Annotated in this window: 22 protein-coding genes and 3 pseudogenes; 12 read left to right on the top strand and 13 right to left on the bottom strand. The window is 69.7% G+C overall.

Going from position 1 to position 20,139, the window contains the following annotated elements; all coding sequences use genetic code 11:
- Positions 1-72 precede the first annotated feature (72 nt).
- From ACIQVZ_RS39880 to trpS, 3 genes and pseudogenes are all read right to left on the bottom strand, one after another.
- Positions 73-177 carry a hypothetical protein gene (locus tag ACIQVZ_RS39880; RefSeq protein ID WP_402457373.1) on the bottom strand — a complete coding sequence of 35 codons (105 nt, stop codon included), beginning with the start codon at positions 175-177 and terminating at the stop codon, positions 73-75.
- An 8-nt stretch (positions 178-185) separates the two neighbouring features.
- Positions 186-441 (bottom strand): annotated as a pseudogene (locus tag ACIQVZ_RS39885) (transposase); the annotation flags it as partial.
- 173 nt (positions 442-614) lie between these two features.
- A complete protein-coding gene (gene trpS, locus ACIQVZ_RS39890) occupies positions 615-1,580 on the bottom strand; it encodes a tryptophan--tRNA ligase (RefSeq protein ID WP_402457315.1) in 966 nt (321 codons plus the stop codon).
- Positions 1,581-2,292: 712 nt separating this feature from the next.
- On the opposite strand from trpS, the pseudogene ACIQVZ_RS39895 reads away from it, so the two are divergent.
- From ACIQVZ_RS39895 to lysS, 4 genes and pseudogenes are all read left to right on the top strand, one after another.
- Positions 2,293-2,811: pseudogene (locus ACIQVZ_RS39895) on the top strand (helix-turn-helix domain-containing protein); the annotation flags it as partial.
- A 141-nt stretch (positions 2,812-2,952) separates the two neighbouring features.
- Complete coding sequence (locus ACIQVZ_RS39900) at positions 2,953-3,396, top strand: transposase family protein (protein WP_402457318.1); 444 nt, start codon at positions 2,953-2,955, stop codon at positions 3,394-3,396.
- A gap of 426 nt (positions 3,397-3,822) precedes the next feature.
- The gene (locus tag ACIQVZ_RS39905; protein ID WP_402457321.1) at positions 3,823-4,002 is read left to right on the top strand and encodes a hypothetical protein; all 180 of its coding nucleotides are present in this window, start codon (positions 3,823-3,825) and stop codon (positions 4,000-4,002) included.
- Positions 4,003-4,434: 432 nt separating this feature from the next.
- Entirely contained in the window at positions 4,435-6,072 is a 1,638-nt protein-coding gene (lysS, locus tag ACIQVZ_RS39910; protein WP_402457323.1) for a lysine--tRNA ligase, read from the top strand.
- Between the two features lie 99 nt (positions 6,073-6,171).
- Here the strand turns inward: lysS and ACIQVZ_RS39915 are convergent, their stop codons facing one another.
- From ACIQVZ_RS39915 to ACIQVZ_RS39945, 7 genes are read right to left on the bottom strand one after another with little or no spacing between them, the layout of a single operon-like run.
- Positions 6,172-6,711 (bottom strand): AAA family ATPase, encoded by a 540-nt coding sequence (locus ACIQVZ_RS39915; protein ID WP_402457325.1) that lies wholly within the window; start codon positions 6,709-6,711, stop codon positions 6,172-6,174.
- A gap of 27 nt (positions 6,712-6,738) precedes the next feature.
- Complete coding sequence (locus ACIQVZ_RS39920) at positions 6,739-7,584, bottom strand: class I SAM-dependent methyltransferase (protein ID WP_402457328.1); 846 nt, start codon at positions 7,582-7,584, stop codon at positions 6,739-6,741.
- Positions 7,581-9,347 (bottom strand): amino acid--tRNA ligase-related protein, encoded by a 1,767-nt coding sequence (locus tag ACIQVZ_RS39925; RefSeq protein WP_402457331.1) that lies wholly within the window; start codon positions 9,345-9,347, stop codon positions 7,581-7,583. The genes ACIQVZ_RS39920 and ACIQVZ_RS39925 overlap by 4 nt, the downstream gene beginning before the upstream one ends.
- Complete coding sequence (locus tag ACIQVZ_RS39930) at positions 9,344-9,997, bottom strand: hypothetical protein (protein WP_402457335.1); 654 nt, start codon at positions 9,995-9,997, stop codon at positions 9,344-9,346. Before ACIQVZ_RS39930 ends, ACIQVZ_RS39925 begins: the two co-directional genes overlap by 4 nt.
- Positions 9,990-10,529, bottom strand: coding sequence for a dCTP deaminase domain-containing protein (locus tag ACIQVZ_RS39935; protein WP_402457338.1), 540 nt, complete (start codon positions 10,527-10,529; stop codon positions 9,990-9,992). The genes ACIQVZ_RS39930 and ACIQVZ_RS39935 overlap by 8 nt, the downstream gene beginning before the upstream one ends.
- Complete coding sequence (locus ACIQVZ_RS39940) at positions 10,526-11,029, bottom strand: dCTP deaminase domain-containing protein (RefSeq protein WP_402457340.1); 504 nt, start codon at positions 11,027-11,029, stop codon at positions 10,526-10,528. Before ACIQVZ_RS39940 ends, ACIQVZ_RS39935 begins: the two co-directional genes overlap by 4 nt.
- A complete protein-coding gene (locus tag ACIQVZ_RS39945; protein WP_402457343.1) occupies positions 11,026-12,240 on the bottom strand; it encodes a cytochrome P450 in 1,215 nt (404 codons plus the stop codon). The genes ACIQVZ_RS39940 and ACIQVZ_RS39945 overlap by 4 nt, the downstream gene beginning before the upstream one ends.
- A 308-nt stretch (positions 12,241-12,548) precedes the next feature.
- On the opposite strand from ACIQVZ_RS39945, the gene ACIQVZ_RS39950 reads away from it, so the two are divergent.
- The 3 genes from ACIQVZ_RS39950 to ACIQVZ_RS39960 all read left to right on the top strand — a co-directional run bounded on the left by ACIQVZ_RS39950 (position 12,549) and on the right by ACIQVZ_RS39960 (position 14,955).
- Positions 12,549-13,415 (top strand): helix-turn-helix domain-containing protein, encoded by an 867-nt coding sequence (locus ACIQVZ_RS39950; RefSeq protein ID WP_402457346.1) that lies wholly within the window; start codon positions 12,549-12,551, stop codon positions 13,413-13,415.
- A complete protein-coding gene (locus ACIQVZ_RS39955; protein ID WP_402457349.1) occupies positions 13,412-13,714 on the top strand; it encodes a DUF397 domain-containing protein in 303 nt (100 codons plus the stop codon). The genes ACIQVZ_RS39950 and ACIQVZ_RS39955 overlap by 4 nt, the downstream gene beginning before the upstream one ends.
- 215 nt (positions 13,715-13,929) lie before the next feature.
- The gene (locus ACIQVZ_RS39960; protein WP_402457352.1) at positions 13,930-14,955 is read left to right on the top strand and encodes an NAD-dependent epimerase/dehydratase family protein; all 1,026 of its coding nucleotides are present in this window, start codon (positions 13,930-13,932) and stop codon (positions 14,953-14,955) included.
- Here ACIQVZ_RS39960 and ACIQVZ_RS39965 read toward each other — a convergent pair.
- Positions 14,952-16,295: a hypothetical protein gene (locus ACIQVZ_RS39965; RefSeq protein WP_402457355.1), complete on the bottom strand. Its 1,344-nt coding sequence runs from the start codon at positions 16,293-16,295 to the stop codon at positions 14,952-14,954. The genes ACIQVZ_RS39960 and ACIQVZ_RS39965 overlap by 4 nt on opposite strands.
- Positions 16,296-16,550: 255 nt before the next feature.
- Here ACIQVZ_RS39965 and ACIQVZ_RS39970 point away from each other — a divergent pair, with 255 nt between their 5' ends.
- The 5 genes from ACIQVZ_RS39970 (at position 16,551) to ACIQVZ_RS39990 (ending at position 19,196) form a co-directional block, all read left to right on the top strand.
- Positions 16,551-16,991, top strand: a complete 441-nt coding sequence (locus tag ACIQVZ_RS39970; RefSeq protein ID WP_402457357.1) for an ATP-binding protein — start codon at positions 16,551-16,553, stop codon at positions 16,989-16,991.
- On the top strand, positions 16,988-17,464 hold the full coding sequence (locus tag ACIQVZ_RS39975; RefSeq protein WP_402457360.1) for a hypothetical protein: 477 nt from the start codon (positions 16,988-16,990) through the stop codon (positions 17,462-17,464). Before ACIQVZ_RS39970 ends, ACIQVZ_RS39975 begins: the two co-directional genes overlap by 4 nt.
- Before the next feature lie 12 nt (positions 17,465-17,476).
- Complete coding sequence (locus tag ACIQVZ_RS39980; protein ID WP_402457362.1) at positions 17,477-17,977, top strand: hypothetical protein; 501 nt, start codon at positions 17,477-17,479, stop codon at positions 17,975-17,977.
- 240 nt (positions 17,978-18,217) lie between these two features.
- Positions 18,218-18,577 carry a hypothetical protein gene (locus tag ACIQVZ_RS39985; RefSeq protein ID WP_402457365.1) on the top strand — a complete coding sequence of 120 codons (360 nt, stop codon included), beginning with the start codon at positions 18,218-18,220 and terminating at the stop codon, positions 18,575-18,577.
- Positions 18,578-18,662: 85 nt separating this feature from the next.
- Entirely contained in the window at positions 18,663-19,196 is a 534-nt protein-coding gene (locus tag ACIQVZ_RS39990) for a hypothetical protein (RefSeq protein WP_402457368.1), read from the top strand.
- 62 nt (positions 19,197-19,258) lie between these two features.
- Here ACIQVZ_RS39990 and ACIQVZ_RS39995 read toward each other — a convergent pair whose 3' ends face one another.
- Both ACIQVZ_RS39995 and ACIQVZ_RS40000 read right to left on the bottom strand, forming a co-directional pair.
- Positions 19,259-19,753: a hypothetical protein gene (locus tag ACIQVZ_RS39995; RefSeq protein WP_402457370.1), complete on the bottom strand. Its 495-nt coding sequence runs from the start codon at positions 19,751-19,753 to the stop codon at positions 19,259-19,261.
- Positions 19,750-20,139 (bottom strand): annotated as a pseudogene (locus ACIQVZ_RS40000) (hypothetical protein); the annotation flags it as partial. The gene ACIQVZ_RS39995 and the pseudogene ACIQVZ_RS40000, both read right to left, overlap by 4 nt.

Genomic DNA, 20,139 nt, shown 5'->3' on the forward strand with positions numbered 1-20,139 from the left:
CCGTCTGGAACAGGCCGCCGCCCTCGAAGGCTCCACCCCGCAGACCTCACGTGTTCGGAAGATCGCGCCGATTCACCCAATTGGGCAACAGGGTCCGTCGATGTAGGCGAACAGCGCCAGGTCGGCGTCCGTGCGGGTCGCGAAGGCCGTGCGGCGCACGCATTCGGTCTTCAGCACGCTCCAGAAGTTCTCCGCCAGGGCGTTGTCGAACGAGTCGCCGACCGTGCCCATACTTGCCTCAATTCCGGCCTTGAGCAGGCGGGTTGTGAGCTTGATGGATGTGTACTGGCAGCCGTGGTCGCTGTGGTGGATCAGTTTGCCGGGCTCCACCGGACGGCCATGGAGGGCGTACTCCAGTGCCGTGAGGACCAGGTCGGCGTCGGCGCGTTCGGAGGTGTGCCATCCCACGATCCGGCGGGAGAAGGCGTCGCGGATCGTGGCCAGCCACCACGGTCCCTCGCCAGTGGGGGTGAAGAGCACCGGGGCGTTCGCGTCCGGGTGGGGACCCAAAGGATGGCCCGACATCACACGATCAAGTTCCTTGCGTTGTTAATGGGTTGATTCAGTAGCGGCCTCGGAGCGGGAGCTCGCCCCGCTCCCGTTCCCGGCAACGCTCAGCCCAATCCCACGAGTTCGAGCGCGCGGTTCAGACGGGATCCGGACCGGTCCCGAGCGCGGTCCGCTCCTGCGGTACGGATCTCCCGCAGCTCTGAGCCGCTCCGGAGAAGGTGCAGGGCACGCTCACGGACGGGCGCCAACTCCTTGACGACCACGTCGGCCACGGACTCCTTGAGCTCGCGGTACGTCGTAATGCCACTGGCGACGTCAGCAGGGTTCGTGTCGGTGCACGCAGCCATGATCTCCAGGAGGTTGGCAACGCCGGGCTGCTCCTGCGGGTCGTAGGCTACCTTGCTCAACCCGTCCGTCACGGCACGCCGGAACTTGCGGCGGACAACGGCTGGATCATCCAGGACGTAAACGATACCGTCCGGTTCCGAGGACGACTTCGACATCTTCTTGGCGGGATTCGCCAGGTCTCGGACCCGGGCACCAGCCGTGGGCAGGACCGCCTCGGGGACCACGAAAACCTCGCCGTATGTCGAGTTGAACCGACGAGCCAGGGTGCGAGCGAGCTCCACGTGCTGGTTCTGGTCGTTGCCGACCGGGACTTCGGTCGTACCGTGCAGCAGGATGTCCGCCGCCATAAGCACCGGATAGGTGAGCAGACCCAGGCGTACTGAACTGTTGCCGTCGGACTTCTCCTTGAACTGCACCATGCGCTTGGCCTCTCCGAAGGTGCAGGTGCACTCCAGCAGCCAGGACAGCGCCATGTGTTCCTGGATGAGGTCGGATTGCACGAACATGCTCTCGGCCGGGACTCCGGACGCGATGAGGATCGCGAGCTGGTGCTCGGTCAGCTTGCGCAGGCGGTCCGGCTCATGGGGAGTCGTCATGGCATGCAGATTGCTGACGAAGTAGAGGTCCCCCTGGCCCGGTTCCCTGGCCCAACGCCGAACGGCTCCCAGATAGTTGCCCAGGTGTGCTTCGCCTGAGGGGGTGATTCCCGACAGCCTGATCATCACTTGCTCCCTTACGAGGTCTTCGCCAGGGCCCGTGGAGTGGTCGACCGCCAGCGTCAGCCACCATGCGGGGCGACTGGCCTGTAGGAGGAGGGCACAGGAGTCAGACCCGCGGGAAAGCGGGCCACCACGATTGACTTCTGTTCCACATGGGATCAGAGGCTAGCAGCAAGAGACCATGAGAGTGGTGCCTACGGGCCAGCAGTTCACGGCTGTGCCAGAACTGGCGGATTTGCGCCACTCGGCTTGATTTCATCTCCGTCTCGGACCGCTTGGCGGAACGATATGGGGCGTTGACCGCCAAGAACCGATGGCCGATGCCTGGGATCGCGACAGTTCTTGATCGAGAAATGCAGAGTTTTCCGTTCGTCCGGCGCATCACCGCAGGTTAATGACTTGATGAACAAACCGTATTAGTTTCCCAATTCAGGCATGATCTCGCGAGCGGGTCCGGACCGGGGCGCGGCAGAACGGGTCGGCCCGGACCCTCCAGACCGCTCTGGCCTGCGGACTCATGTGATCACCGGGACTTTGAAACGCCCCTGACCTGAGGGCTCCCGATATGGACGATTTTCTGTCATCTACGTGGCATTCCGCCAGATCATTCCGGGGTCTCCCGAGAACCATTTAGCAGCGTCTGCATAGACTGAGAATCTTCGAAACTGCTCGATGCTCACTGCTGCCCGAGCGGCTCGCTCTACGCTATCTGCGGACCACGGCCAAGCGCTGGGCCGACCGCTACCGCGCGCTCAGTGAGGCCGGCATGAGCGACCGCTCCAGCCGGCCGCACCACAGCCCGCGCCGGACCCCGACCCGCACCGAGCGGCGCATCATCAAGGTCCGCGTGCTCCGCCGCTGGGGGCCGGCCCGCATCGCCTACCTGCTGAAGCTGAACCCGGCCACCGTCCACCGCGTACTGACCCGCTACCGGCTCGCCCGACTGGCCCATCTCGACCGCGTCACCGGCCGCGTCATCCGACGCTACGAGCACTGCGCGCCGGGCGAGTTGGTCCACGTCGACATCAAGAAGCTCGGCAACATCCCCGACGGCGGCGGCCACCAGGTCCTCGGCCGCCGGGCCGGCCGAAAGAACCGATCCGGAGTCGGTTACAGCTACCTGCACAACGCCGTCGACGACCACTCCCGCCTGGCCTACAGCGAGATCCTGACCGACGAACGCAAGGAAACCGCCACCGCCTTCTGGACCCGCGCCCAGGCGTTCTTCGCCCAGGGGCGTTTCAAAGTCCCGGTGATCACATGAGTCCGCAGGCCAGAGCGGTCTGGAGGGTCCGGGCCGACCCGTCACGTAAGCATCGAAGCTCCAGTTGAACGAGGTGACCTTGCCAAGTCGCCTTGAACCGCTGGAGCTTCGATGTGCCGTCAGTCTGCCTCTGTCTGTCTCGTCCAGTCGCCCACTCTGGGGGATGTAGCGGGGCTCTCGCTGGCGGAGAGGCTGCGGGCGCTGCCCGATCCGCGTCGACGGCGCGGTGTGCGTCACCCGTTCGTGGCGGTGCTGCTGGTTGCCGCCTCGGCCGTGGTCGCCGGCGCACGCTCGTATGCGGCGATCGGCCAGTGGTCGGCGAATGCTCCACAGCACGCCCTGGCCCGGCTGGGCGCTCGTGCGGCGGGCGCGTTGGGGGTGCGCATCGCGCCGAGTGCCGCCACGATCCGACGGGTCGTCAACCTGGTGTGTCCCGGCGGGCGTGGCCGATCTGACCGGTGCCGATCCCGGCGGTGCGGACTCGGTGGCCGTGGATGGCAAGGCCGCCCGCGGCGAAGGACTTGGTGCCTGCGTCCGGGCGGTGCCGGCTGCTAGACCTGCGGCCGACCTACTCGACCGGCCGTGCTCCCACGCGTGGCGGCGCTGCTTGCCGACCAGCGGCATGGCCTCTTCGAAGATCTGAACCGGTCCGTGTTCTGCGAGTGGGCGGTGGCTCGGGCGAGATGGTTCGGCGAGTTCCGGGGTAGGCACAGCGGGTAGACAAACGCGACATTCCTGGCTGCCTTTTGCCCGTGCTTGCACGAACGAGGCCGATTTTGGCGCGGTTCATCCGAGGAGCGGGGGTAGCGTTTCGCATCGAGGCTGCAACCCTCCGCACTGGTGGGGGTGTCGTGACCGGTGGGCAAACACCAACCACGACGAAGGGCCGATCGAAGCAAAGACAGAGAAATGCTTGAACGACCCGCTCGGGGCCGAGCACTCATGCCCGTGATGATTCTCCACGCTAGCAGGGTGTGGAGGTTGGGTGACGGAACGCCCCAGCTGTGTGCGGTCGGGTTCTCTGCGGGGCTCAGCGGAGTGCTGGTGGTGCCGGTGCTGCTGTGGGCCGTGGTGGCCGAGGGGCCGATCGGCTGGGAGCGTACGGCGCTGGTGATGGCGCTGCTGCGGATGGTGAAGGACGTCGAGGTCGGCGGTTCGTGACCGGACGGCACTGACCGCCCTGCGGCCGGTGGGGCGTTGCACCCGGCCGATCGCGCGCCCCGGCATGCTCCGTGCGCGCCGGGGTGCCTGCCCGGCCCGGAACGAGGGCAGCCGTTCTGTCGAGTTGACGCCCAAGGAGTCTCACCGTGTCCGGTCACCGGCCCGCGATAGCACTCGGTTACGCGACCTTCGTACAGCTGCGCCATCGTCCGTACGAGCGGTACGTCCGTGCCCGGCTGGGCGACGGTGAGATGAGCCGCCAAGTGGCCCAGCACGCGCTCAGGCGCACCGAGTTGAGTTGGACCGCGGTGCTCCTTGGCCGGTGTCGTGCCGCGACATGTTCTCGATCATTCCCAATCGCCTCTAATCTAGACGCTACTGAATACCCATCAGCCGGAGGATTGTGACGTGGGCGTGAAGCAAGGTGATTGGGTGGCCGCGGCTGCGGACCAGGTGATCGCCGAGGGCAAACGCCGTGACGGGGCTGCGCTGGTGTGTGCGTCCGGGATCAGCCCGTCCGGCCCAGTGCATCTCGGGAACCTGCGCGAGATCATGGTGCCGCACTTCGTGGCGGACGAACTGCGCCGCCGGGGGCTGGAGTGTCGCCATGTGCTGTCCTGGGACGACTACGACCGGCTCCGGAAGGTGCCGGCCGGTGTCCCCTCGAACTTCGCCGAACACATCGGCCGCCCGCTGACCGCAGTGCCTGACCCGTGTGGAGAACACGAGAACTGGGCGGAGCATTTCAAGGCTCCGCTCCGCGCGGCGCTGGCCAAGCTGGGTGTCGAGGTCGACGAGATCAGCCAGACGCAGATGTACACCTCTGGCGCCTACCGCGAGCAGATCGTCCACGCGATGCGCCACCGGCAGCAGATCGACGGCGTCCTCGGCCGGTACCGGACGAAGAAGGCCGCCGTCGACGCCGAGGTGGAGCAGGACGACGAGGACTTGGCCGCCGCCAGTGCCGCAGGCTACTACCCCTACCGGCCGTACTGCGAGGTCTGCGGACGGGACTCGACGACGGTCGTCAGCTTCAACGACGCCAGCACCCAGATGCAGTACCGGTGCGAGTGCGGCCATGAGGGCGGCTTCGCGCTGTCCGAGACGGACGGCGGGAAGCTGGTCTGGAAGGTGGACTGGCCGATGCGCTGGGCCTTCGAGGGCGTGACCTTCGAGGCTGGCGGCGTCGACCATTCCTCTCCGGGCTCGTCGTTCACCGTCGGGTCGCAGGTGGTGCGCGAGATCTTCGACGGGCTTCCGCCGTCGTACCTCGGATACAGCTTCGTCGGGATCAGCGGCATGGCGAAGATGAGTAGTTCGAAGGGCGGTGTGCCCACCCCGATCGACATCCTGGAGGTCGTGGAGCCCGCGGTGCTGCGGTGGCTCTACAACCGCCGACAGCCGCGCCAGAGCTTCAGCATCGCGCTGGACGCGGAGATCCTGCGGCTCTACGACGAGTGGGATGCGCTCGGCCGGAAGGTAGAGGGGGCCACGGCCACGGAGCTGGAGGTGGCGGTGCGCGCCCGTTCGCTGGGTCCGGCGGCCGGGCCGCTGCCGTCCACCCCACGTCCTCTGCCGTTTCGAACGCTGGCCTCGGTGGCGGACGTGGCGGCTGGCGACCCGAAGCAGACCCTTCGCATCCTTCAGGACTTCACTGTCGGGGAGCCATTGGCCGGCCTGGATGAGGCCCAACCCCGACTGGACCGTGCGCAGGCGTGGGTGAGCACCTACGTCCCGGCGGAAGAGCGAACCCAGGTGCGGGCGGAGCCGGACCGAGAGCGGCTGGAGCAGCTGTCTCCAGTGAAGCGGGAGGCGCTGAAGCTGCTGCTGGACGGTCTGGACGAGAACTGGTCGCTCGACGGGCTGACGGCGCTGGTGTACGGCGTGCCGAAGATCCAGGCGGGGCTGCCACTGGACGCCCCCGCGTCGCCGGAGCTGAAGGTGGCCCAGCGGGAGCTGTTCGTACTGCTGTACGAGCTGTTGGTCGGCCGGGACACCGGACCGCGGCTGCCGACCCTGTTGCTGGCGCTCGGGGCGGACCGGATTCGGTCGCTGCTGACCGTCGCGTAGGGCTGGCGGCCGAGCCGGGGCGGCCGCCCCGGCCGTGTCGCTGACGACGTCGAGGGCCGGGCCGGAGCAGTATGCTCCGGCCCGGCCCTCGGTGTTGTGTTAGGCCGTTGCGTGGAGTCCTGTGCGGGTGAGGATCACGTCGGCGATCTCGGTGGCTGGGCGGTCCTCGGTGTCGATGTGGTCGGCGAAGGCGGGCTGGCGCAGGGCGTCGAGGCAGCGTTCGACCTGGTTGCCCTCCCAGCTGAGCGGTCCCCACTTGTCGGGGCCTTCGCCGCGCTCGCGCAGGCGTTCGCGGATGGTGGCGGCCGTGGCGAGCAGGGTGAAGTGCCGGACGTCGTGGCCGGCGGCGCGCAGGGGCTGGACGATCCGGTCGAAGACTTTGCGGCGGGCGACGGTCATGGGGACGACGATCGGGCGCCCGTAGGCGCGGGCGGCCTGGTCGAGCATGCAGTGGGTGAGCGGCGGCCAGACCGGTTCCAGCTCGAACTCCTCGGTACGCAGGGGTTCCGGGAGTTGGGCCCAGAGCATGTGGCCGATGGCCTCGGGGTTGATGACCAGGGCCTGGGGCAGGCGTTCGGCGAGCAGGCCCGTGGTGGTGCTCTTGCCGACGCCGAATGGGCCGTTGACGAAGACGATCACTCGGGTGTGGTGCCTTTCGCTGGGTGGTCAGAAGAGTTCGACGTAGCGGTCCGGGTAGGCGCCCGCGTCGTAGCGCAGGACGAGCACGGTGTAGCGCTGGTGGGCGCGCAACGTGTTGGTGGCGTGCTTGATCTCGCGCAGGCGGTCGGTCATGGCGGTGCGGACGGCGGGGTCGGTGTTGCCGCTCTGGGTGCAGGCTCGGTCGATGGTGGAGCGGCAGTAGTGCTCGATGGCGTCGGTGGGTTCGGGGGTGAGGGTGTGGTCGGCCTGGTGGAGGACGTCGAGGCCGGCGAAGAGGGCGAGGGCCTGGTGGCGGGTCTCCATGGGGCTGGTGATGCCGAAGACGTCGCGGCGGACGGCGGCGGCGTGGTCGGGCAGGGGCTCGGGGGCCCAGAAGGGTGCGGCGAGGACGTATCCGCCGTTGTCGAGGTAGCCGAGAAGCCGGTTCGCCATGGCGGGCGGGTCGGGGAAGAAGCCGAGGGCGGCGCCGACGGCGATGTGGCTGTAGGTGTGGTCGGGCCGGTAGGTGGTGCCGTCGGCCTGGTGGTAGGTGAGGCGGAGGGTGGGGTCGAGGAGGCGGTGGTTGTAGCGGGCGAGGTTGACCGAGTCGTGGCTGAGGTCGAAGCCGGTGGCGGTGCAGCCGGTGAGGCGGGCGAGTTCGCGCGAGGTGAAGCCGGTGGTGCAGGCGACGTCGAGGAGGCGGTGCTGCGGGGCGAGGCGGGAGTGCAGGGCCCAGGTGCTGAGCGTGGTGTGGGCGCCGGGCATCACGTTGGTCTGGTTGATCATGGCGACGAAGTCGGGGTAGCTTGCGGCCCGGACGGTGTCGGCGGACCTGGGTACCGTGGGCAGGGGCCAGGTGGGTGTGATGGTCATGGAGTCCTCTCTGCGGTTCGGAACACAGGGCTTCGGCGCTGAGCTGGCACGGGGACGGGGCGGAGGCTGGCCAGGCGGGTGACGCTCATGCCGAGGCCGACGCACGGGGGAAGTCCGCAGTCGTACAGGTCGATGACGTGCTGGTAGGTGCGGTGGGCGACGTGGCGGTCGGCCGCGAACTGGGCAGTGAAGGAGCGGGCCAGGCGGGCGGCATCGCGTTCGTTGGCGGCGATCTCGGCGAGTTCGAGGCCGTCGGCGTAGAGCCAGATGCGCTGGGCCTGGCGGCCGGTGCCGGCGATCAGGGGTGAGGCGGGGCCGGGGATGTCTGTGATCGCGGTCAGGCCTCGTAGTTGCTGGCGGACGCTGTGGCGCCACAGGCGCCGGGCGAGGCGGTCGGGGTCGTCGGTGTGCTCGGCGGTGTATGGGGTGCGCTCGGAGGCCAGGGCCCGGACGGCGGTGGTGTCGGTCGAGTCGATGCCGGTGATCTCGCGGAAGGCGTCGTCGAAGGTTCTGCGGGTCAGCGGGACGGCGAGGCCGGTGGTGGCGGTGACGAGGTCGGCGAGGTAGGCGGTGGCCTGGTCGAGGGTGAGGTCGGCGGCGTACGCCTCCAGCATCACGAACTCGACGGCGGGGCGGCCGCGTTGGCCCTCGTTGCGGAAGCTCGGGCCGATCTCGTAGCAGCGGGTGGTACCGGTCGCGATGACGGCGAGCAGGTCGAGTTCGGTGGTGACGCGCAGGTACTGGCGGCGTCCGGCGGCGTGCGCCCAGGTGGTGAACGGCCGTGCGGCGCCGCCGAAGTAGCCGTCGGTGAGGACGGGGCTGATCGTCTCGCGGAAGCCGCCCGCGGCGAGGTGCGCGCGCAGCGGGCCGAGGAGCGGGGTGAGGAGGGCGCTGTCGGGTAACGGCGGTGGGGCTCCGGGCTCGTGGTGCTCCAGGTGGCGGACGAACAGGGTCGGGCGGCCGGTGCGGCTGGTGGAGCAGGTGCCCCGGACGGTGACGAGGTCGCCGGCGTGCAGGTCGGCGACAGCAGCGGGGTCGAAGGCGAGCTGGGCGTCGTGGCGGTCCCAGGCGAGGTCGGCGAAGGCGACGTGGCTGTGAGTGCGGACCGCGGTGATACGTCCGGACAGGGTGAGGACTTGGTCGGGGGCCGGCCAGAGGTCCCAGTCGGCGAGTGGGAGCGGCTGGGGGTGGCGTTCGCGGGTGTGGGTTCGGCTTCGCGGGGCGGGGGCGAGTGGGTCGTCGGGGGCGGTGAGGGTCAGCAGCAGGGCGGTTGGGTCGTCGGTGCGGGGGTCGAGGAGCCAGGTCGTGCGGCGGATCAGGTCGCGGTGGAGGTGGCCGTCGGTGTCGGGAAGCAGGTGCAGGAGGTGGATGACCGTGGCGGCGCGCAGGGCGATCAGGCGGCAGGGGATGGCGGCGGTGAGCGCGTGGGTGGCGGCGGCGAGCCGGGCGGGGTCGGCGGGGCCGTGGGGCCAGGGCGGTCGGCCGGGTTCGGCGGCGGCCGCGAGGGCGTGGTGCAGGATGTCGAGTTCGCGCGGGCCCCGGGCGGGCGCGCCGGCGTGGAGGGTGACAGCGGGGTGGGGGCCGTGGCTGAGAAGGCGGGCGATGCCTGCCAGGAGTTCATCGGCGCCGTCGGCGGGGTGGGTGGTGAACAGCACGGCCGCGGCGCCGAGCAGTTCGGTGGGCGCGTCCCACGTCGTGGGCGCGGTGGAGTCATGCGTGGCGGCGATGGCGTCGGCCAGAGTGGAGAGGCCGGTGGTGGTCATGTCGTCTCCGTTTCGGTGGGGCCGGGGCGCCACCAGGCGACGGGCGGGTCACCAGGGTTGAGTGCGGCGACGAACTTGGCTGCCTCGGTGGTCCCTTGGGCAAGGTCGGAGTCGTAGGGGGTGCCAGCGGCGTGGTGGGCGTCGCGGATGCGCTCCCGGATGGCGGGCGCGATGACTGTGCCCTTGGGGGTGGCGTGCCGGTCGAAGGAGTGGACCGGCTGGAAGAGGAGGAAGGTGGAGTCCGAGCCGTGGGTGGAGCGGGGGGAGGTGTCGGGGTAGCAGGGGGCGAAAACGACGAGGAACCAGCGGATGTCGGCCAGCCGCAGCCACCAACCGTCGGCACCCGCGTGCGCGAGTTCGGCGGCCGGGTCGGCGCCGGTCGCGGCCAGTAGGCCGGTGACGGTTTTCCGGACGGTGGTGGCGACGGCATCGAGGGTGACGCCGAGACCGGGGTCCGTGAGCTGAAGGACCAGGCCGTCGAGTTCTTCGTCTTCGAGGCGGCGCGCGAAGTCGGTCAGGACGGGCCCTGCCTCGAGTCCGGCCTCGTACGGTTCGGCCCCCGGGTAGGCGGGAACGGCCTCGATGCGGGCCCGGGCGGCGAACGGGCATGCGGATCCGCGCCGGATGGGGGCGAAGCCGTCGTCAGCCACGGGCGGCCACCGCCCAGGCGTCGAGGTGGCTGCGCGAGGGCATCGGGCCGTCCGCCCCCTGGTATTTGCCGCTGTACAGCTGGTCGATCTCGCCGAAGGTCTCCCACCAGCTGACCTGCGCCACCAGTGTGCCGGGGTAGAGGACCGTGGGGAGGGTGGCGTACAGCTGCAGGGTGGAGCAGCCGTAGAAGCCGAGGTCGATGAGGTCAGCGGTGCAGTGGACGAAGGTGCCGCGGCGGGCGAACCCGGACTTGGCGTGCACGATGGGGACGAGCGCGTCGCTGCCGAAGCGTTCGACGGTGTGGCCCAGAACGAAGTCGCCGCGTTGGAGGAGGTACCCGGTCGACGGGATCTCGCGGTATTCGACCTTGGGCTCGCGCGTCGGGTCGAGGATGTCGTCCAGGTAGACGCCCACGCGGCTGCCCAGCGCCAGGTCGTAGCTGTTGGTGGTGCAGCGGCGGGGGTTGAACGGGTCGATCTTGATGCGGCCCTGTTCGACTTCTCGGGCGATCTGGGGTCCGGTGAGGATCACGATGGTGCTCCGATCCGCGGCTGGGACTCGCAGGCGTGGTTGAAGTGGGCGTAGGTCGCCGAGGTCGGCTGGATGAGCCCGGTGTTGCGCCAGAAGGAGACCTGGCCGGCGACCATGCCGGGGTAGATCCGGATGGGCAGTGCCGCGACGATTTCCAGCGTCCAGTGGTGGCAGGACGTGGTGTGGCCAAGGTCGGCCGAGAGCTCAAGGAACAGCCCGCGGCGGCCGTTGCTGCTGCATCCGATCAGCCGCATCGCGAACAGGCTGCTGCCGATCTGCTCCTCGGTGTGCCCGAGGTACATCCGGTGCGGCTCCAGTACGAAGCCCTCGTCCGGCAGCTCCGTCTCCACAAACGTGCCGGTGCGGTCGTGGAAGACCTTCAGCCCGCGTCCCAGGTGGTAGTTGATGGAGTTGGGGTTGACGCTGGCCGGATCATAGGGGGAGAAGACGATATGGCCTTGGGCGATGAACCGCCGGATGGCCTGGCCGGTCAGGATCACCGTTTCGCCCCCTGCTCGACCCGCACCGGCAGGAAGGTCGCCGAGCGGATCACCTGGGAGGGCTTCCAGGTCACCCCGTCCTCCAGGTGGAGCCGACAGCCGCGCCGCAGGACGGAGCGCATGACGGCGGCGGCCTCCATACGGGCCAGCGCGGCGCCGAAGCATGCGTGCGGGCCGTGGCCGAAGCCGACGTGCGGGTTCGGGCGGCGGCCAGGCCGGAGCTCCTGCGGTTCCTCGAACACTTCGGGGTCGCGGTTCGCCGATGCTTGGAGCAGCACAAGCCGGCGGCCCGCCGACACCGGCACTCCGAAGACCTCGCAGTCCTCGACAGCCGTCCGGGCGGTGATCAGCGCCGGCCCCTCCAGGCGCAGGACCTCCTCGACGAACCCGGCGACGGACTCCGGCGACCCAGCCGCCGCTTCCGCCAGTTCCGGGTGATCCGCAATCGCGATGAGCAGCGCGCCGATCAGCCCCGTCGTCGTCTCGTGGCCGCCGATCAGCAGGGCGATCAGGTTGGCCACCGCCTCCTCCAGCGTGAGGCTCCCTCCCTGCTCCTCTACCTCGACCAGGGGCGAGAGGATGTTGTCGACCGCTCGGGTGTGACGGTGCTCGATGAGGCCGGTGAAGTAGTCCCGTAGGCCGGCCCAGGCGGCGGCGAGCCGCTTCTCCTGGTCGTCGGTGAGGGAGGGTTCGGTGAGCAGGATGACGTCGTCGGACCACTTCTTGACGAGGTCCCGGTCGCTGTCCGGGATTCCCAGGAGCGTGCAGATCGTGTCGACCGGCAGGGGTTCAGCGATACTGCGCACCGCGTCACCGCCGCCGGCCGCCACGAACCGGGACACCAGCGAGTCCGCCGTCGCTGCGATCTGCGGCTCCAGAGCGGCGATTCGCCGGGGCGTGAACGCCTTCGCCAGTAGCCCCCGCAACCGCGGGTGCTCTGGGGCGTCCGCGTAGAGCACCCACGATGCGACCGGTTCGAGCACCGGCCGGAGCGCCGGGCTGATCTCGTCCAGCAGGCCGGCGGCGGTCGGCGCGCACACGAAGCCCGGGTGCCGAAGCAGGTGGCGCACCTCCTGGTGACGCGTGAAGACGAGCCGCCCGCTGCCCAGGCCGGGACAGTCGATGGCCCGGGGTCCCTCGGCCAAGGCCGTGAGTGCGGGTTCGCGCTCCGGTCCCGAGGAGAGCGCCGTTAAGACGGTGGCTTGGTCCATGCTGCTGCCTCCCATCTGCCCGAGCGTCCGCGAAGGGCCTTCCCGGGCCGCCGCGAAGCCGGCGGTCATAGCACCAGGTAGAGGGCCCACAGGCGGTAATCGGGCTGTGGTGTAACGAAGTTCGATGGATCGACGGGAGGCGCCTGCCGACCACACGGTGGCGCACGGTCCCGTTCCCAACCGTGAACCGATGATGACGCTACGTCAGGCAAACGGCAAGAGGGTCGGAAAGGACACTCTGTCCTTTTCGCCGAACCGGCATATGCGAGTTACTGCCTAACCGCTAGCCTGTCCCGGAGAAGGGGGAGGTGCTGAAGGTGGCTGTCGAGCCGACACCGCGGCGACGCCGCCTTGCGAGCGAAGTCCGGCTTGCCCGGACCCGACTTGGCTGGAGCGTCGAACAGGCCGCCGCTGCACTCGGGTATGGCTCCGCGTCCACCATCTCGAAGATCGAGAACGGTACGCAGGGGATCAAGCCGCAGCAACTCCCGCACTTTTTCGATGTCCTCCAGATCGCCGACCCCGCCGTCCAGGAAGCCTGGCGCGAGATGGTGCGGAACGCCCGCGACCGTGACTGGCACCAGCGCTACCCCGGCGTCGCAGACGATCCCCTCGGCGACTACCTCGTCAACCTGGAGATCGCCAACACCCTGTTCATTTGGTGTCCCGTAGTCGTCCACGGTCTCCTTCAGTGCGACGACTACGAGCGGGCCGTAGTCGTCGCTGGCCGCGCCTGGAAGAGCGACGAGGACATTGAGCGCTTCATCACGGTGCGGCGGAACACCCGCCTCAGCGCGCTGTCCCGCAAGACCCCGCTACGGATCTGGGCGGTACTCACCGAGGCCCAGCTCCGTCAGGAAGTCGGTGGCCGGGCTACAGCTCGCACTCAAGTACTTCATCTCATCGAACTGGCCCGCGCGCACCGTGACATCGTCATCCAGGTCGTCCCGCTGTCGCGCGGCGCGCACGCCGGCACGGACGGGCCCTACATGGCCTGGACGTTCCCGACCGGCCATGACTCGGTCACCATCGAGGGCATGAAGACCGCCCTTCACCTCAACGACCCTGCCGCCGTCACCGACTACCACACCTGCAGCGATCACCTGAAGACCGATGCCCTGCCGCCGAAGGAATCGCTGGAACTGCTCGCTCGAATCGCCAAGGACCTCTTGTGACCCACGACTTCGCGCCCCACGTTTCCCTTGTTGACGCTGACACCACCGTCGCCGCTGAGGAGAAGAACCTCCTCGATCCGGCGTGGGTCAGGGACCAGTTCGAACGTGCGGAGTGGCTGACGGCCAGCAGCGGTGGCACCAACTGCGTCAAGGTCGCCTTCCTCGACCGTGGACTCGTCGGGGTGGGCGACACCTTGAACCCTGACAAGGACCCTCTCCTCTTCGCGTGGACCGAGTGGACGGACTTCCTTGAAGGCGCCAGAGCTGGCCGATTCGATCGCACCGCCCCCACCGCCTAGCCGCGGGCCGCTCCGGCACGTCACACAGCGCCGTCGCGGCTTGAGCCTCCCCCGAGACGGTGGAGGCCCACGCCCTGGCTGTGGTGCGCTCCATCCAGGACGACCTGGGGCAGCCGGTCGTTGACCGGTGCCTCGACCTGCTGCGTGCGCGGCAGGCGGCACCCGATCCCGTGGGCAGCTGCGCGCGAAGGCGCCGGACTGGCAGGATCGCCCGCATGAGGATTCTCGTACTGGGTGGCGGCTGGTTCCTGGGCCGGGCGGTCGTGAGTGGCGCGCTGGACCGAGGGTGGGAGGTGACCACGTTCACGCGCGGCCTGTCCGGGATCCCGGCGCCCGGAGCGGTTGCGGTGCACGGCGACCGGGAGCGGCCGGAGGACATGGCACGCTTGGCCGAGCATGGCCCGTGGGACGCCGTGATCGACACCTCCGCATCCGAGCTGTCGCCCCGCGCCGTGCTGGCCGGCACCCGGGCCCTGGAACCGGTCGTCAGCCGGTACATCTACGTCTCCACGGTGTCCGTCTACGAGGGCTGGCCCACCGAGCCTCTGACCGTGGACTCGCCAGTGCTGGATGCCCCGGCCGACGCCGGACCGGAGTACGGGCAGCTGCCAGAGGGGTGGACGGGCCCAGACACGTACTACGGGCGGCAGAAGGCCGGCGCCGAGCGCGCCGTGACCGAGGCTTTCGGCCTCACCCGTACGAGCCTGCTCAGGCCCGGAGTCATCCTCGGTCCCGGCGAGTACGTGGGCCGGCTGCCGTGGTGGCTTCGCCGAGCGGAGCGGGGAGGTCGCATCCTCGCGCCCGGAGACCCGGCGAAGGCCATCCAGCCGGTCGACGTGCGGGACGTGGCCGAATTCGCGCTCGACCAGACCCAGCGCGTCGGGCACCAGGTTCACAACCTCACCGCACCGGTGGGGGAGACGATGGGCGGTTTCCTCCAGGCGTGCATGGAGGTGACGCGTAGCTCCGGCGAGCTGGTGTGGGTCAGGGATGAGGTCTTGCTCGGCAGCGGCCTGCGCCAGTGGACGGAGATCCCGCTCTGGAGGACGCACCCGGGGGTGTGGGCCATCGACTCGTCGTCGGCGGTTACGGCGGGCTTCCGCAGCCGGCCGCTTGCCGAGACTGTCACAGACACCTGGGCTTGGCTTCAGCAGGGCAACATGCCTGTGCCGCACCAGCGGTGGGATGAGCACGGGATTGCCCCGGACAAGGAGAACGCCATCTTGGCGTCGGCTGTCTAACTGCTGGCCCCGTCGATGGCGAGCCGCACCGCGCCCGGTCCGAGGATCCGCGGTGCGGCTACCAGCGTGAAGTCGTCGATCTTCTCCACGAGGTCTCGTGCGATGGTCGCGTTGCGGAACGTCGGCGACGTCAGCTCCTCTCGGACCGCGTTCACCCTGCTGACGAGCCCGGCTCCGCGCCACTCCCTCGGCAGGGTGAGTACGGGGCCCAGCGCGTCTTCGGCGCCGTCCAGGTCCCGGCGCATCAGCAGGGCAGTCGCTAGGTCGGCGCCAGCCTGGGGCGCGACGGTCAGCGGCGTGGAGCCCGACGACTGGGAGGCGATCAGTTCCAAGGACCGCCGGGCGGAGGCCTCGGCTCCGGCGCCATCTCGCAGCAGGAGAAGGGTCGCGCTGTTGCTCATCGCCACGCGCTCCAGGCTGAAGTCGAACTCACCTGCGATCCCATCGTGAAGGTCGTCCACGGCGGGGCCACGCTCGGCCAAGCTGAGCTCTATGGCCGTATGGGCTTCCTCGGACCGGCCAAGGTGGGCGTAGGAGCGGGCGGCGATCGCGGCGAGCCGTGCCTTGCCCGTGGCGCCGACTCCCGGGAACGACTGAGCCCGCTCGATCTGGCGAACTGCATGGGCAGGGTTGCCCTCCCAGTAGAACAGCAGGGCCAGGTAGCCGTAGGCGTAGGCCTGGAGCGGCCCGCGCTCCGCAACCTGGCCGTATAGGGCGGAGGCGCGCATCAGCTCGACCGCGGTCGGCATGGAGCCGAGGTCGAACGCGCAGGCACCGAGGAGCGCTGAGGCCTGGCCGGCGGCGACGTAGAGGCGGCCGCGCTGGGACAGAACCTGCGTACGGTCGAGCATCACCTTGGCGAGGCCGAGTAGTTCCCTGGCCTGCATGAAGATCTCGTGAGGCGGGGTGGTGGTGTTCGCTCGGACCAGGCGCACCAAGTCGTCCTCGAGTTGGTCGAGGGTGAGGTCGGGGAGGATCTGCGAGGCCGCGTCGGCGGCGTGGGCACGTGCATCGCGTGCGGTCATTGCAAGTTCTCTTTCATCGAGCACAGGAGTTGGTACTGCGCGCAGTACCTGTGCCTGCTCGTCGGTGCAGGGCGCGAAGAGCTCGTCGACGGGCTTGCCGTACATCTGCTTGAGGATCGCGGGCGTCGGATGATGAGGTCGGGCGACTTGCCCAGTGCGCCACCGCGCGAAGCTCTTGTCCGTCAGGATGACTCTCCTGAAGGCGAGATCCCCGGTCCTCTCGTAGAGGAGCGCCGCGACCCGTCTGTACTCGGCCAGGAAGCTGCGGAAATCCATGCGGGCCTCGGTGACCAAGGCATCGAACAGAGTGTTCATCGCGGTCCCTTCGGGGCCGCGGCCCCCAGCTGCGAACTGCTTCACCCCCTGCCTACCACCACCGGGCCGGTGGCCACACAGGTGATGCGGAAGTGTCCACGAACCGTCCGCAGTTTGTCTCTGACCTCACCCGAACGAGTACCAAGTGTCCCTGTTTCGGGAGTGGTTCTGTCTACGCCTTCCGGTCCATGGTTGATCCCCGCAAGCGAACCATAACGGGGCGTCAAGACGTCCCTGCTGACGGGAGCGATGCACATGGGGGCCGTCGAACATGCGACGCCCGTCCGTCACTGGAAGGGCACCTTCACGGCGGACGAGGCCGAGGTTCCCCTGGCACGCCATGCCGCCCGAGCCCAGCTGGCGGGGTGGGGCTGGGACCCGGACAGCGACCGGGTTTACGACGTTCTGCTCATCCTCACGGAGCTGATGACGAACGTCCTTCGACACGCCAGCCAGCCGGGTGCTCCCGTCGTGGTGAGGCTTGACGAGACCGGCGGTGACTGCCGCGTCGGAGTTCTGGACGCCCGCCCCGACCTGCCGCTGCCGCAGACCCCGGTCGCCTGCGGCGAACGCGGCCGCGGGTTGCTCCTCGTCCGACACCGGGCGGACGCCACGGGAGTGACGACGACAGCCACAACCAAGAAGGTGTGGGCGAGCGTTCGCCTCACCGACGATGCTCTGAAGGACACGCTGTGACCATCTTCAACCGACTCGTCGCAACGTTCGGCCGACGACCGGGCAGACGCCGGAAGGCGAGCCAGATCCCACGCGCACGGGCAAGCGGCGGCCCCCAGCCGGCGGCCAGCGTCTTCGCCCGCAGCCGCCCCTGGACGCCGCCCGCACCGTTCTGGTGCACGGTCACCGCCTACTACACCTCCGGCCAGCCGATCCGGATCTGGAGCGGCGGCGCCCACGGCGTCCGACTGGCGGTCAAGGTGCTGCGCACGCGAGTCGAGGCGCTGGTGGGCGAACTCGACCTTCCCGAGGACAGCACGCCGGGGCTGTGGTTGCGCAGCCCGGCCGCCGAGGCCAGGGCTCACGACGATCTCTCTGCGAGCCGGTCCCACGCCATCACCGTCAACCACGGCGACGTCGTCTACATCGTGGCTGCCGCCGAGACCGTCGACGCCGGGGCGGGACCGTCCGCCCGCACCTTGGTCGCGGCCTGACGGGAGAATTCCGTGGTCTACACGAGACGGGGTCGGGTCCGGCAGGGCCCCGACTTCAACCAGGGGGCGATCTGGCTGGCTTCCGCCAACCGGTCGCCGGAACTGGCCGTAGACCGATGGCGGGCAGGCCAGCTCGCCGACATCGAGACCGGCGAGCTGTTCAACGTCCTGCGCGTCAACGGTGAACGGCTCGGCATGGCCGTCTTGAAGGGCCTGCGTCTGGCCGACAGGCCGGTCGGCCCGGTGCTGCACAACCGAGCCGGCCAGGGCATCGAATTCCTGGTTACGATCCGGGCCGCCGCGCAGTGGGACATGCCGAGCACCGAGCTGATCGGCCGTCCCGCGGACGGTGATCCGCCCGACACGGTCGCGATGCCGGCGCCCGGCATGCAGCGGGTCTGCGCGAGGAGCTGGCTCGTGCTCCCGGACGGCGAGCGCGGGCCAACCGACCTGGGTGACCTGGCCGTGGCCCTGCGGCACGCCCGCGCCCACCTGCGCGCCGCAGGCCTCTGAACTCCCGTCACGGCCGGATTCCCCGCCCGGACCGTGACGGGACGCCCGGCTCGGCGACTCGACACCCCCCGAGCAGCCGGGCCGGGCCGGGATCGCTCGTCCCAGCGATCCCGTGTCGGCTGTCCCCAGAGGCCATCGTCTCCTCCGGGGCCGACCGCCCCGGGGGACAGCCGGCCCCGATCCCCACGCAACACCAACCACGAGGTCCTGCGGCAGCCGCAGGCCGGAAGGAACGACCCGATGCGATCCAGCTCCCGCATGCCGGCCGCGAAAGAGGAGGGCACCGGCTGGATGGACCGGGCGTCGGAAATCCTGCACTCCTACTACCTGGGCGCGACCGTCGCAGAGCTGTGCGAGTGGTACGGGATCCCCGGGCGCAACGCGTTCGGCCTGTTCCGGCTGCGCCACCACGCGCCCGTGCGCCCGCCGCGCCGGTCGCGGCCCGCCTGCACACAGCCGGAGCGGGCCGAGACCAGGCCGGCCTCCCAGACCCGGTGGGACACCGACGAACAGCGCATCCTGCTGCTGCGCGACCAGCACGACGACATGCAGCAGCGGGTCCTCAGCTCCTTGATGGGCCCCATCCTGCCTGTCGTCTGACGCCATCCGGCACCGGCGGGTAGCGCCCGCCCTTCCCAGCGCCCCCCCCCTTTTCGTCCACCGATTCGTCCTCGAGGACCGTGCGATGACCGACAACGCCCTTACGCCCCTACGGGTCCCGGAAGTGCAGGAGGCCCGGGTCCGCCCGTGCGGACACTACGCCGACCTCACGGAAGAAGAGGGCGAGGTGATGGCGCTGCTGGCCGCGGACCTGAACGCCGTGCAGATCATCGAGCACACCGGCGCGTCCGACTACGCGGTCCGCAGCTGCATCGGCACGCTGGGACAAAAGCTCGGGGCGACCACGCTGCCGCAGATCACCGACATCGCGTGCCGGACGGGACTGCTGGTCCCGCCCCGGGGCGTGCTGAAGACGGCGATCTCCGTCACCGCGCTCACCTCGTTCCAGGCGCTGGCACACGGCGGCACCCGAGAGCGGATCGCCCGCCGCAAGAAGATCTCGCAGAACACGGTCGCCAACCACTTGGCGGCCGTCCGCGCCCGGATGCGTACCGCGTGGAACCCGGCGGCGGTCTACCGGGCCCACGGGGTGGTGCCCGCGGTCCTGGACGCCACCACCCCGCCCTGCCCGATCTGCGCTGCCGGGGGCGCATCGTGAACCACGCCCTGCCGCGCGTGCCGCAGCCGAAGGCTGATGGCCCCCCGAGCCCGGCCTGCGGCCTACCGAACGAGAACAGCGGCCGCCAACGCGGCACAGGCCTGCACCGCCACCAGACGCCGCAGCCCCACCGGACTCGCGCGCAGCTGGTGTTCACACTGCCGCGCCCGCTCGAACAGCAGCCTCTCCAGGCGCGCGCGGGTACTCCGGACGGCCTTGCCGGGCGGCTCCTCACACACGGAGCGCAGCGCCATCCCCGCCGAGCGCAGCATCAGCATGACCCGCGCGTAGTGCGCCTCGGCGAGTTCGGTGCCCGGAACCGGGGTGTCGTCCTGGGCCCGATGCTGCCAGGAGCGGGTGACGGCGTCGGCGACGGCGGCGGTATCAGCGGCCGCCCTCGCGAACACGTCGCCAGGGTGGCCAGACTGCCCCAGCAGCCGCTGCACCTCGGCGGCCTCACCCGTCAGGGCCTCGGCCAGGATGGCGAGCGCCACCGCGGGGGAGTCCTCGAACCGGGTAGCGGCGTGCCAGCGCGGAACCTCCGGCAGCAGTGTCACCGTGCCGTATCGCGCGGCGTAGTGGGCGAGGTGCGAGCCGTAGGCCGGGCCTCCCGGGTGTGGTCGCGGATCACCAGTTCCTCTACCGAGGGCATTTGAAAGACACCGCGGCCGAGTACCGGCCACCCGACGACGTCGGAGGGGGCCGCCTCGGCGGCTGGGAGGCCGTGTCGAGCCGCGATGGCCGCCAGCTGTCCGGCCAGGCCCGGTACGGCGTGGCTGAGAATGAAGAAGGGGTCACCGAACTCGGCGTTGTGCAGGCTCACGAAGGTGGCCCGGTGCGTGCCCAGCTGCTCCACCAGGGCCGCGACGGCCCGTGCTGCGTCGGTCTCGGTGAAGACGCCGGGTGCCTGTGGGTCGATCCCGGACGCCGCCCACAGTGCGCG

The sequence above is a fragment of the Kitasatospora sp. NPDC098663 genome (assembly GCF_044760075.1).
In the GTDB taxonomy this organism is placed as follows: domain Bacteria; phylum Actinomycetota; class Actinomycetes; order Streptomycetales; family Streptomycetaceae; genus Kitasatospora.

Coding starts and splice junctions, on each gene's coding strand:
- trpS (WP_402457315.1), bottom strand. CDS start 1,580: ATGATCAGGCTGTCGGGAATCACCCCCTCAGGCGAAGCACACCTGGGC.
- ACIQVZ_RS39900 (WP_402457318.1), top strand. CDS start 2,953: ATGTGCCGTCAGTCTGCCTCTGTCTGTCTCGTCCAGTCGCCCACTCTG.
- ACIQVZ_RS39920 (WP_402457328.1), bottom strand. CDS start 7,584: ATGACCATCACACCCACCTGGCCCCTGCCCACGGTACCCAGGTCCGCC.
- ACIQVZ_RS39925 (WP_402457331.1), bottom strand. CDS start 9,347: ATGACCACCACCGGCCTCTCCACTCTGGCCGACGCCATCGCCGCCACG.
- ACIQVZ_RS39945 (WP_402457343.1), bottom strand. CDS start 12,240: ATGGACCAAGCCACCGTCTTAACGGCGCTCTCCTCGGGACCGGAGCGC.
- ACIQVZ_RS39960 (WP_402457352.1), top strand. CDS start 13,930: ATGAGGATTCTCGTACTGGGTGGCGGCTGGTTCCTGGGCCGGGCGGTC.
- ACIQVZ_RS39965 (WP_402457355.1), bottom strand. CDS start 16,295: ATGAACACTCTGTTCGATGCCTTGGTCACCGAGGCCCGCATGGATTTC.
- ACIQVZ_RS39970 (WP_402457357.1), top strand. CDS start 16,551: ATGGGGGCCGTCGAACATGCGACGCCCGTCCGTCACTGGAAGGGCACC.
- ACIQVZ_RS39985 (WP_402457365.1), top strand. CDS start 18,218: ATGCGATCCAGCTCCCGCATGCCGGCCGCGAAAGAGGAGGGCACCGGC.
- ACIQVZ_RS39990 (WP_402457368.1), top strand. CDS start 18,663: ATGACCGACAACGCCCTTACGCCCCTACGGGTCCCGGAAGTGCAGGAG.